General features: G+C 69.3%; 8 protein-coding genes. 6 read left to right on the top strand and 2 right to left on the bottom strand.

Annotated elements, in window-relative coordinates; all coding sequences use genetic code 11:
* The first annotated feature begins 1 nt into the window (after position 1).
* Positions 2-463 carry a viscotoxin-A3 gene (locus F8D48_RS07145; protein ID WP_151430782.1) on the top strand — a complete coding sequence of 154 codons (462 nt, stop codon included), beginning with the start codon at positions 2-4 and terminating at the stop codon, positions 461-463.
* Positions 460-1,062, top strand: coding sequence for a hydrogenase maturation protease (locus F8D48_RS07140; RefSeq protein WP_151430779.1), 603 nt, complete (start codon positions 460-462; stop codon positions 1,060-1,062). The genes F8D48_RS07145 and F8D48_RS07140 overlap by 4 nt, the downstream gene beginning before the upstream one ends.
* Here F8D48_RS07140 and nth read toward each other — a convergent pair.
* Positions 1,059-1,721, bottom strand: coding sequence for an endonuclease III (nth, locus tag F8D48_RS07135; protein ID WP_135969981.1), 663 nt, complete (start codon positions 1,719-1,721; stop codon positions 1,059-1,061). The genes F8D48_RS07140 and nth overlap by 4 nt on opposite strands.
* A 193-nt stretch (positions 1,722-1,914) precedes the next feature.
* On the opposite strand from nth, the gene mfd reads away from it, so the two are divergent.
* Together mfd and F8D48_RS07125 are read left to right on the top strand one after the other, a co-directional pair.
* Positions 1,915-5,898 (top strand): transcription-repair coupling factor, encoded by a 3,984-nt coding sequence (gene mfd, locus F8D48_RS07130; protein WP_240806267.1) that lies wholly within the window; start codon positions 1,915-1,917, stop codon positions 5,896-5,898.
* A 149-nt stretch (positions 5,899-6,047) separates the two neighbouring features.
* Entirely contained in the window at positions 6,048-7,013 is a 966-nt protein-coding gene (locus F8D48_RS07125) for a DMT family transporter (protein ID WP_151430777.1), read from the top strand.
* A gap of 218 nt (positions 7,014-7,231) precedes the next feature.
* Here F8D48_RS07125 and F8D48_RS07120 read toward each other — a convergent pair whose 3' ends face one another.
* Positions 7,232-7,519: a DUF559 domain-containing protein gene (locus F8D48_RS07120; protein ID WP_240806266.1), complete on the bottom strand. Its 288-nt coding sequence runs from the start codon at positions 7,517-7,519 to the stop codon at positions 7,232-7,234.
* A gap of 828 nt (positions 7,520-8,347) precedes the next feature.
* On the opposite strand from F8D48_RS07120, the gene gltX reads away from it, so the two are divergent.
* The gene (gene gltX / locus F8D48_RS07115) at positions 8,348-9,961 is read left to right on the top strand and encodes a glutamate--tRNA ligase (protein WP_151430773.1); all 1,614 of its coding nucleotides are present in this window, start codon (positions 8,348-8,350) and stop codon (positions 9,959-9,961) included.
* Positions 9,962-9,973: 12 nt separating this feature from the next.
* Positions 9,974-11,320 carry a hypothetical protein gene (locus tag F8D48_RS07110; protein WP_151430771.1) on the top strand — a complete coding sequence of 449 codons (1,347 nt, stop codon included), beginning with the start codon at positions 9,974-9,976 and terminating at the stop codon, positions 11,318-11,320.
* Positions 11,321-11,364 lie beyond the last annotated feature (44 nt).

The raw sequence follows: 11,364 nt of genomic DNA, 5'->3' as shown, positions 1-11,364 counted from the left end.
CATGGCGCTAACCGACGAGCAGATCGCCGAGGAAGAGAAGTTCTTGCGGGGGTTGCCCCGGGTGAATGTGGGGGCGCTGTTTTTGGCGCCGGTGTGGGGGCCGGCCCACGGCATCTGGGCGGCGTTCCTGTTCTTCGTGGCCTGGCTGTTCGCGGACAACGTCATCTACGCCGCCGTGACCGAGCCGACAGCGCTGTCGGTGGTGCTGGCCGTGGTCATGACCGCGGCGCTGGTGGGCGCCACCGTGGTGTTCGCCATCGTGTCGCAGCCCTTGGCGGCCCATCGGGCCGAGAACCTGGGGGAGAGCCGCGAGCACTACCTGCGCCGCCAGCGGGTGTGGGCCGTGGTCTCCGTGGTGGCGGCCGTTATCGTGGTGGCCCTGGCCACCTGGTACAACCTGGAGTTCCGCCCCCTTGCGGACGCGGCCGCGGAAGCTGCCGCTCAGGCTGGCGGTGCCGCATGAGCGCGCCCGACGGCGAGCGCGGGGCCCGGCCGGTGGCTAACGCTCCCGAAGGGGTTGCCGACGTGACGGCCTGTCCCGCACGGAAAGCCTGCGCCGCCCCCGATCCCTCGCGTACGGCGGCGGTGTTCTTCGTGGGCAACCGCCTCATGTTGGACGACGGGGTGGGGCCGGCGGCCTACGACGAGATCGTGGCCGCCTACGATATTCCCGACAACGTGACCCTGCTCGATGTGGGCTGCATGGCCCTGGACATGCTGTCCTATGTGGATCGCTGCGACCTCATCCTCACCGTGGATGCCGTGGACGGCACGGGCGATGCGCCCGGCACCGTCTACCGCTTCGAGCCCGAGGCCATGGCGCGCCATTCCGGCCCCGAGGCGTCGCTGCACGACCTGAAGCTCGTGGATCTCTTCGATGCCGCCAGCCTGATGGGCTACGAGGCCGAGGGCTATTGCTTGGGCATGCAGGTGGGAAATCCCTCGCCCGAGCAGTTCTGTGTGGGGCTCACGCCGGAATGCGCGGCAGCTCTGCCCCTTCTCGTGGAAACCGTCGTCGCCGAGCTTTCCCGCCGCGGGTTCCCGCTTACCCGCAAGGACTAGCCCCACTGGCCGCGGGTGGGGCACAGGTCGCCCACGATGCAGTCGGCGCAGCGGGGGTTGCGGGCGCGGCAGAACTCGCGGCCGAAGTGTACCCACTGGTGGTTGATGAACAGCCACTGGGGGCGCGGGTAAACCTTCAGTAGGATGTCCTCCACCTTCTGGGGCGTGTCGGCCGAGGGCCCGGCCAGCTTCAGACGATGGGCGATACGGTAGACGTGGGTGTCAACGGCGATGCCCTGGGGGTCCTTGAACGCCTCGCACATCACACAGTTCGCCGTCTTGCGGCCCACGCCCGGCAGCTTCTGCAGCGCGTCCACGTCGGCGGGAATCTCGCCGCCGAAGTCGGCCATGACGGTTTGGGCCAGGGCCACGAGGTTCTTCGCCTTGCTGCGGAAGAACCCGAGCGAGCGGATGATCTCGGCGATGGCGGCCGGGTCGGCGGCGGCCATGTCGGCCGGGGTCGGGTAGGCGGCGAACAGCGCCGGCGTGGTCTTGTTCACGGCCGCATCGGTGCACTGGGCCGACAGCACCACGGCCACCGTGAGTTCGAAGGGGGTGGTGTAGTCCAGCGACGCCTTGCCCGGCCCGTAGTGGGCGAACATGCGCTCCTCGACGGCCGCCGCCCGCTCACGCTTGCTCGCCAGAGATTCCCGTGCCATGATCGCTCCTTGTCGCCGCTTACCGCATCGTTACCGTTGGGGATTCCCCGCGGATTCCCGTTTCCGTTATGAAGTACACTGTAGCAAACCGCGGCCGCCTTGTTGGGCGGCTTTTCGGGTTTCCACGAACGACCGCCCCTGCGGCCCCGCGCCTTTCCGGCGACGGAGCCGCGGCTGACGAAAAGAGATTGCCGTGCTCATCGATGCGCTTGCCTTCACCTTGGAGAAATCGGGCTGTCTGGAGGCATTCTGGGGAAAGCTGGACGACGGCACCGACGCCACGCTGGGCGTGGCCGCCTCGGCCCGCCCCTTCCTCGCGGCGGCCCGCTTCGCCCACAGGCCCCAGGCCACGCTCGTGGTGGTGGCCGGGGAAGACGCCGCCGTGGCCTTCGCCCGCCAGGTGGCGGCCTTTCTGGGGGAGGAGCGGGTGCTGCGCTTCCCCGAGCGGGCCGACGTTCCCTTCGCGCCGAAGAAGCCCGACGCCCGGGTGGTCGCCCAGCGCATGGAGGCGGCCTGGGCGCTGCAGTCGGCGCGGCCGGTCGTGGTGGTGGCCAGCGCCCGGGCCCTTCTGCGCCTCATGGCGCCGCCTTCCGCCATGGCCGCGCGCCCGCTGGTTTTGCGGGCCGGCGCGGAATTGGACGCTATGGGCATTCCCGGCGTGACCGAGCTGGACGACCTGCCCCGGGCCCTGGCAGCGGCCGGCTACGCCGATACCGGCGAGCTGGACGGGCCGGGCACCTTCGCCCATCGCGGGGGCACGCTGGACGTGTTTCCCGGCAATCTCGCCTATCCGGTGCGGCTCGACTTCTTCGGCGACGAGTTGGACGAGATCCGCCGCATCGTGCCGGCCACGGGCCAGACTATCGCCTCGCTGCCGAGTGTGGAGGTGTACCCGGTCTCGGAGTTTCCCACCTCGCCCCAGGCCCTGGCCGACGCCCGGCGCGCCCTGGAGAAGCCGGCGCTCACGAACCCGGCCCTGCGCGACGTGCTGGAGAAGATGGAGGGCGGCCTCGTGTTCGAGGGCGCCGACGTGGTTCTGCCCTACCTGTACAAGGAGCCGGTGACCCTGGGGGCCTATGCCGGCGCGGGCACCATGTGCGCCCTTATCGAGCCGCGCTCGCTCTTCGACGATGCCTCCCACGGCGCCGACGACCTGACCGAGCGTGCGCGCGGCACGAACATCGCCCTTTCCGGCCTGTACGCGAGCCCGGCCGCCATGGACTTCGGCGGGGCCGTGCGCGCCACCTACGTGTCCATCATGCGCGTGGGCGGCGAGCTGGACGACGAGCTGCCGGTGAAGCGCGTGGACGTGGCCGGCGTGCCCGACAAGATATTCGGGAAGCTGAAGAGCCTGACCGAGGATCGCTACACCGTGGTGTTCTCCGCGCCGAACTACCGCGCGCGCGAGACCATGCGCCACGCCATGGTGGATCACGGCATCCCCATCCAGATTTTGAAGCCGGAGAATCTCGACGATGGTAATAGTGCGGCGGCGGTCGGGCGGAGCGTCCCGCGCGCAGATTCCGCAGACTCGGAAAAAGAGGGGTACAATTCTGACCCCTCTTTTTCCGAAAGCGAGGACTGCCCGAGCACGGGATGCTCCGCCCGACCGCCGCTTGACGGGCCTCAAAGTGCCGACGCCGACACCCCCGCCCAGGCCAAGCGCCGGCTGCGCCGGGGCGTGGTGAACATCGTGGACAACGACATCCCCCTCGGCATGATCATCCCCAAGGCGCACCTCGCGCTTGTGAGCGCGGCCGATACCCAGGGCTCGCGGGCCGCCAGTCGCGCGGCGCGGGTGTCGGTGGACGTCACGGAGGTCACCTTCCCCTTCAAGCCGGGCGACTACGTGGTGCACGCCGCCCACGGCATCGCCTTCTTCCGCGATCTGGTGCGCCGCGAGGTGGACGGCACCGAGCGCGACTACCTGCAGCTGGAATACGCCGAGGGCGACAAGCTGTTCGTGCCCACAGAGCAGCTGGACCGCGTAACCCGCTACGTGGGGCCCGAGGGGGCGAGCCCGCGGCTCACGCGCCTGAACACGAGCGACTGGTCGCGGGCGCTCGCGAAGGCTCGCAAGGCCACCAAGAAGCTCGCCTTCGACCTGGTGGACGTGTACGCCCGCCGCGCCGCCACCCAGGGCTTCCGCTTCAGCCCCGACACCCCCTGGCAGCGCGAGATGGAGGAGGCCTTCCCCTACCAGGAGACGCGCGATCAGCTGGCGGCCATCGCCGACGTGAAGGCCGATATGGAATCGGCCCGGCCCATGGACCGTCTCATCTGCGGGGACGTGGGCTTCGGCAAGACCGAGGTGGCCCTGCGGGCCGCGTTCAAGGCCACCCAGGACGGCAAGCAGGTGATGGTGCTGTGCCCCACCACCATTCTGGCCCAGCAGCACTACACCTCCTTCAAGGACCGTTTCGAGCCCTTCGGCGTCACCGTGGAGGTGCTCTCGCGCTTCCGCAGCGCCGAGCAGCAAGCCCGGGCGCTCGAGGGCTTCGCGTCGGGCGAGGTGCAGGTGCTCGTGGGCACCCACCGGCTGCTCTCGCGCGACGTGAACCCGCACGATCTGGGCCTGGTGATCATCGACGAGGAGCAGCGCTTCGGTGTGCAGCACAAAGAGCAGATGAAGAACTTGCGCGAGTCCATCGACGTGCTCACGCTGTCGGCCACGCCCATTCCCCGCACCATGCAGATGTCGCTGTCGGGCGTGCGCGACATGTCGCTCATCCTCACGCCGCCCGACGAGCGGCGAGCGGTGGAGGTGCACGTGGGGGAGTGGGACCCCGACGTGGTGAGCGCCGCCATCCGCTACGAACTGGCCCGGGGCGGCCAGGTGTACTACGTGAGCAACCGGGTGCGCTCCATCGACGAGGCGGTGGACCGCGTGCACGCCGCGGCCGGCGAGGCGCGGGTGGGGGTGGCCCACGGGCAGATGACCAAGGAAGAGCTGGAGCGCGTGATGGAGGAGTTCGCGGCCGGCGAGCTGGACGTGCTCGTGGCCACCACCATCATCGAGAGCGGTATCGATAACCCGCACACCAACACGCTCATCATCGAGGACGCCCAGCGCCTCGGCCTCGCCCAGATGTACCAGCTGAAGGGCCGCGTGGGCCGCTCGTCGGTGCAGGCCTTCGCCTACTTCATGTTCCCCGAGAACGTGCCTCTGACCGAAGAGGCCGCCGCGCGCCTGACGGCCTTGAGCGAGCACCAGGATCTGGGCAGCGGCATGCGCATAGCCATGCGCGACCTGGAGATCCGCGGCGCCGGCTCCATGCTGGGGGCCGAGCAGTCGGGCAACATGTCGGCAGTGGGCTTCGACCTGTTCGCCCAGATGCTCTCCCAGGCTGTGAACGACACGCGGGAGCTCGGCGAGGCCTCAGGCGAGCTGCCCCCGGCGCTGTCGGACATCACGGTGAACATCCCCGGCCACGCCTACCTGCCCGAGGAGTACATCCCCGATGCCGACGCGCGGGTGCTGTGGTATCGCAAGCTGGCCGCGGCGGCCACGGTGGATGCGGTAGCGGCCCTGCGGGAGGAGATGCTCGCGAAGGCCCCCGAGATGCCCCCGGCCGCGGCGAACCTGTTCGAGCGGGCGCGGCTGAAGGCCTTCGCCAACGAGCACGGCATCAAGCTGATCTCGGTGGTGGCCGGTCGCTTGGTAGTGGAGCCCATCGACATTCCCGCCGACAAGATGAAGGGCCTGCGCCGCGCCGCGGCCCGCTACAATCCCGACAAGCGCAAGCTCGCCCTGCCCCTGCGCTACTTCGGCCTGGAAGAGCAGGACAACCTCATGGGCCCCATCGCGGGCTTTCTGGCGGACGTGACCGGCGACGGGAGCGCCGAGGAGCCGCTGGACGGGCGGCCCGCCGAGAGGGCTGGCGGGGCCGCGGCGGAGGAGACGGCGGACGGGGCCGAGAGGGTTGCGGCTCCGGCCTCGGCCCCATCGGCCGGCGCGTCCCGTGGGAGCGGGCTTCAGCCCGCCCGCGCGAGCCGGGCTGACGGGCGGTCCGGAGGCCGCCCCAGCGAAAACCGCACTGCGCCGTCGGGACGCGGTACGGGTAGCAAGCTGACGGCGCGCGGAGAGCGTCGCGCCGCGACCCGAGCTCGGGGCGAGGCGGCCCGCGACCGCTTGGCGGCCAAGCGGGCGGCCCGGGCGAAGAAGCGGGACGAGTAGCGGAGGCGGCCGCCCTTGCGGGCGCGCCGCCGCTGGACGAGGTGGGGCGGTTTGCCGTCACCGGGCGCGCTGGGCTATATGGCCCCTGGCGCGGCCCGCGGGGCGTTCGGCAGACCATGAGAGACGAAGAGCGAGAGAGGAAGACGCGCATGACTGCAACGAGCCATTTCTGGCGGGGCGTGGCCTGTGCGCTGGGCGGGGCCACGCTGTGGGGCTTCTCGGGCGCCTGCATCCAGTTTCTGGGGGAGAACTATGCCATCACCTCGTCGTTCATCTCCTTCGTGCGGGCGGCCGTGGCGGCAGTGCTGTTCATCGCCGTGGTGCTGGCCACCCGCCGCGAGGCCCTGCTCTCGCTGCTCGGCGCCCGGGCGGCCCGCGGGCCGCTGTTGCTGTTCGGCGTGGGGCTCTACCTCAGCCAGATCACCTACGCCATTTCCATCGAGTACACCAACGCCGGCACGGCCACGGTGCTCCAGGCCACCTGCACGGTGTTCGTCATGCTGTTCACCTGCCTGAGGCTGCGCCGCGCGCCGCGCGTGCCCGATCTCATCGGTCTGGTGTGCGCCCTGGCTGCGGCGACCCTCATCGCCACCCAGGGCGATTGGGGCGTCATCGTGCTGCCGATGGCGGGTTTGGCCTGGGGCATTGTCAACGCTCTGTCCGAGACGCTCTACATCATGGCACCGCAGCGCCTGTATGGCCGATGGGATCGCGTCACCATTATCAGCTGCGGTATGGTGATCAGCGGCATCGCGGCTGCCCTTGTGTGGGCGGCCCAGGCTGTGGGCGGTGGTGCGGGCCTGTCCTCTCTCGTTCCGGCCTTGGATGCCGTCGGCTGGCTCGCCCTTCTCGGGGGCGTGGGACTGCTTGGCACCTTCGCCGCCTTCGGCCTGTTTCTCTACGGCGTGTCCCTCGTCGGCTCCGTGAAGGGGAGCCTCCTCGGCGTGGCCGAGCCGGCCGGCGCCATGGTCATCGCCGCCCTGTGGCTCGGCACGGCGTTCTCGGGGGCCGACTGGGCGGGCCTTATCCTCATGGCCGCCATGATCACGCTTGTGTCTCTCTCGGGTGCGAAGGGGGAGCGGGCTTCGGGAGCGACTGCTCCGCCGGCGTCGTAGGGGGGGCGCTTCTCGGGTCGCACCCTTCAGTGTCGGTGTCGTCGCGGGGTCTGGCCCGGTATGGGACGTGGCCGCAGCGGGCCTCTGGTGGGCGGCCAAGGTCAAGCCTGCTAGCATCGTGGTCTTGGCCGAAACGGGACCGCCTCGCAGCTGAGCCGTCGCGGATCGAGCCGGCCGCCGGCGCTCGCGCAGGCGGCCGGGGTGGAGCGCCTCTACGCTCAGTTGAGCAGCCGGGCGTGCAGAAGACGCTTCCTCTTCTCGTAGTCCCGAATGCGTATCCTCTGCCGCTTGCCCATGAGGCGCGAGAGAGTGTGCCCTACGCGATCCATTTCCGCAATCTTCTTGAGTTGGTCGTTCGTCACGACCACCACGTGATAGCCGGCCGCTTGGAGCAGGGTGCGGCGTTTCGCATCGCGCTCGATCTTCTCGGAACCCGAATGGTGCATGCTGCTGTCGTATTCGACGGCGACGCGCGTGCCCTCCCACGATAGATCGGTTCGCCTCACGTCGGCTCCCCATGCATTGCCTGTGACTGCGGAAACGTCTATGGGCCGGTTAAGCCCCCTCGAGCCTGCGTCGGTCGGACGGGCGCCCGACAACGATAGAGAGCGGCTCCTCACAACCGCCGAGCAGGGCGCGGGCATGGGCTACCGACGTCTCGCTGGGCGGGTTGAGTCGCAGATCGAGGGGTCGGCGGTTCGAGGCCCAGGATCGATGGCGGTATCGAAGTTGCCGCAGCCCTTGGAGGCCGGTCGGACCGCTGACGAGGAGTTCCATGGGAGGCTGCCTTTCGTTGTCGGGGCGGTGCAGCTTAGCAAATGTAATTCTCCTGACTGTCGCTTCAGAACCGTCCGCGCGCCGTCATAAGCTTTTGAACTGGTGATGCACGGAGGCGTCCGAGGGGGTGATCGCGAAAAATCCACAGGAGGGATGGCGGGGGCACAACGCGGGCATCGCTCGCAAAGCGGTGCGGGCACCGCGGGCCTGTTGGCGGGGGCACGACGCGGGCATCGTTCGCGAAAACAGTGCCGTCGCAATGAAGGCGGGCGATATGGATGGCCGCTATCATGGTTACACTCGGGTTTATCGGGGAGCGTTCGAATGGTGTAGAAGGAACCCGCCCATGAAGAAGCTGCCGCCGCTTGAGAAAGTGTGCGAGGCCTACAGCGTACGGGCCGACGAGGCCCTGGCGGCCCTGGCCGATGCGCCCACCATGTGGGCCGCCTGTCCGAGCCTGTGCGGAAATTGGGGTAGGGAGGGCCGCGGGCGGCCGCCGTGCTATACTGGTCGGCGATTGCATCGAGGCCGTATACGACTGAATTCCGAGGAGTTCCATGACCACCACCGACAAGCCCGTGCGCGTTCGCTTCGCGCCGTCTCCCACCGGCAAGCTGCACATCGGCGGCGCCCGCACCGCCATCTACAATTGGGCCTTCGCCCGTGCCACCGGCGGCACCTTCATCCTGCGCATCGAGGACACCGACCCGGAGCGCTCCACCGAGGAGAACACCCAGATCATCCTGCGGGCCATGGACTGGCTCGGCCTGACGTGGGACGAGGGACCCGAGGTGGGCGGCCCGTGCGGCCCCTACTTCCAGACCCAGCGCACCGACACCTACGAGGCGGCGCTTGAGAAGCTCATCGAGGCGGGGGCCGCCTACCCCTGCTTCTGCTCGAAAGAGACGCTGGATGCCAAGCGGGCCGAGGCCGAGAAGACCGAGGGCGGCTACGGCGGCTACGACCGCACCTGCCGCGCCATCCCGCGCGAGGAGGCCGCCTCCCGCATCGCCGCCGGCGAGCCCCACGTGTGGCGCCTCGCCGTGCCCGAGAACCACGGGCCCGTGCAGTTCGCCGACGCCGTCTACGGGGACATGAGCTTCCCCATCGACGTCATGGACGACATGATCCTGCGCCGCACCGACGGCACCTTCACCTACAACTTCGCCGTGGTCTGCGACGATGTGAACATGGGCATCACCCACGTCATCCGCGGCGACGACCACCTGTCCAACACCCCGCGCCAGGTGCTCATCTACGAGGCTTTGGGCGCCGAGGTGCCGCTGTTCGCGCACCTCTCCATGATCCTGGGGGCCGACGGCAAGAAGCTGTCCAAGCGCCACGGAGCCACCAACGTGGAGGAGTACCGCGACCGGGGCTACCTGCCCGAGGCGCTTGTGAACTTCCTCGCCCTGCTCGGCTGGTCGCTTGACGGCGAGACCACCATCATCCCGCCGGCGGAGCTGTGCCGCACGTTCTCGCTCGACCGCATCACCAAGAAGCACTCCATCTTCGACGAGAAGAAGCTCGACTGGATGGACGGCGTCTACATCCGCGAGATGGGCGCCGCCGCCTGGCGCGAGGCCGCTAAGCCGTGGCTCGCCCAGGCCAACCTGGACGGGTCGAACGTGGCCGACGGCATCACCGAGGTGCCCACGCCCACCAAGGAGGAGGCGGCCGCGGCCGCGGCGGCGACCCGCGTGCCCGGTGCGGGCGTGGACGCCGAAACCTGGCAGGCCTGCCTGGCCGATGTGGACGACGATGCCGAGTTCTACGAGGCCATGTACCCGCTCGTGGCCGAGCGCCTGGCGCGCCTGGACGAGATTCCCGCCAAGCTGGCCTTCCTGTTCTGGGGCGACTCGGTGGTGCTCGACGAGAAGAGCGTGCAGAAGGTGCTGCTGAAGGAGGGGGCCCGCGCCGAGGAAGCCCTGGCCATCTGCCGCGCCATCCTGACCGACGACGACAACCCCTGGGATGCCGAGGCCTTGGAGGAACTCTGCCGCGCCGCCGGCGAGGAAGCGGGCCTGAAGCCGAAGCTTCTGTTCCAGCCCTTGCGCGTGGCCATCTGCGGCAACATGGTGTCGCCGCCTTTGTTCGAGGCTATGATGCTCATGGATCCCGCCGACGTGGTGGCCCGCATCGACGCGGTGGTCGCCCACGTCTTCAAGTAGAAAGGTCTTCCCATGGACGAGAAGAATCCCGAGATCTCTCCCGTGCCCGAGCCCGCCGGCCCCAGCGCCGCGGTGCCCGAGATGGCTCCAGTGCCCGCGCCCGAACAAACCCCGGCGGCCGAGGCTGAGGCCGTGGCGGCACCCGAGCCCGCCCTCGCGGCCCCGGCTCCCGCGCAGTCGACGGCGCCCGACGTGTCGAACCCCTTCGCCGCCCACCGCCCCGCCGCGCCGGCACCGGTGCCTGAACCGACTGCGCCCTATGCAGTGGGCGCGGCGGCTCAGCCCGCTGCCCAGCCTTATGCGCAGCCCTACGGCCAGACCGCTCCGACTTCCGCCGCTGCCGCCTCGGCATCCGGTCGCAGCGCCTACGAGCAGGCCTACGGGACTGCCACCGGGCAGCCGTCCTATGGCGCGGCTGTCCCGCAGCCCTACGGGGCCGCGCCCCAGCAGCCCTACGGGGCCGTGCCGCCGACGCCGCCGGTTCCCCCGGCGCCGGTGTACGGCTACGAGCCGCCGGCTTCGGGCGGCCAGAAGCGCCGCTGGCCCTGGTTCCTCTTGGGACTTGCCACGGGCCTCGTCATCGGCCTGGGCGGTTGCGTGAGCTGCGTGGGGCTCACCGTGGCCGGATATGAGGGCGTGAACGACTACGTCTACGACGATTACAGCTACGACTACGACGACCCTTACCACAGCTGGCCGCCGGAGGGCGACTACTACACGCCCGAGGACAGCAAGCCCGACGGCGCCACCACCATGGCCCTCAGCTACGAGGAGGTGACCAGCCTCCTGGAGACCGAGGGCTTCGAGGCCGGCGCCCCTGCGGCCGACGGCACCTGCCCTAAGGGCTACTACACCGTAGGTCCCGAGGGCGCCATTCCGGCCGGGCTCTACGCCCTGGAGGGCGGCGACCTTCTGAGCCATTACTACGTCTTCGACGGCGATAGCGCCACGGGCAAGGGCAGCGCCTACGATCTCGATGACAGCGTGCAGTATCTGGGCAACTATTTCGTCGAGCTCGACGAGGGCGACCTCATCGCCTTCGAGCCCGGCGTGGAAGGGGCCGTCATGAAGCCGGCACCGTCCACCTCCGTTAACCCGACGGCGCCCTATGGCAACGGCTGCTACCGCGTGGGCGTCGATATTCCCGCAGGCACCTACACCATCACGGCGGCCCCTGTGGACGACCCCGAAGTCACCGACGAGTGCGCCGCCTACGTCATGGACGACCTCGATTTCGATGACGACTCCATCGTGGATACCCAGTACGTCATTCCCGGCGGCAAGCAGACCGTCACCGTGGTCGACGGCCAGTACCTAGAGCTCTTCGCCGCCACGGCCACGCCGGCCCTGGAGAACTAGGCCGGTCCCCCATACGTACGATCATCGAAGCGCTCCCGCCCCGG

This window comes from Adlercreutzia muris, assembly GCF_008831045.1.
In the GTDB taxonomy this organism is placed as follows: domain Bacteria; phylum Actinomycetota; class Coriobacteriia; order Coriobacteriales; family Eggerthellaceae; genus Adlercreutzia; species Adlercreutzia muris.
Note: the sequence above shows the minus strand (reverse complement) of the source record. Positions and strands in the feature narration are given on the sequence as shown.

Bases quoted from the DNA above. Each gene is read 5' to 3' on its own strand.
- F8D48_RS07145 (WP_151430782.1), top strand. From the start codon at position 2: ATGGCGCTAACCGACGAGCAGATCGCCGAGGAAGAGAAGTTCTTGCGG.
- F8D48_RS07140 (WP_151430779.1), top strand. From the start codon at position 460: ATGAGCGCGCCCGACGGCGAGCGCGGGGCCCGGCCGGTGGCTAACGCT.
- nth (WP_135969981.1), bottom strand. From the start codon at position 1,721: ATGGCACGGGAATCTCTGGCGAGCAAGCGTGAGCGGGCGGCGGCCGTC.
- F8D48_RS07125 (WP_151430777.1), top strand. From the start codon at position 6,048: ATGACTGCAACGAGCCATTTCTGGCGGGGCGTGGCCTGTGCGCTGGGC.
- gltX (WP_151430773.1), top strand. From the start codon at position 8,348: ATGACCACCACCGACAAGCCCGTGCGCGTTCGCTTCGCGCCGTCTCCC.
- F8D48_RS07110 (WP_151430771.1), top strand. From the start codon at position 9,974: ATGGACGAGAAGAATCCCGAGATCTCTCCCGTGCCCGAGCCCGCCGGC.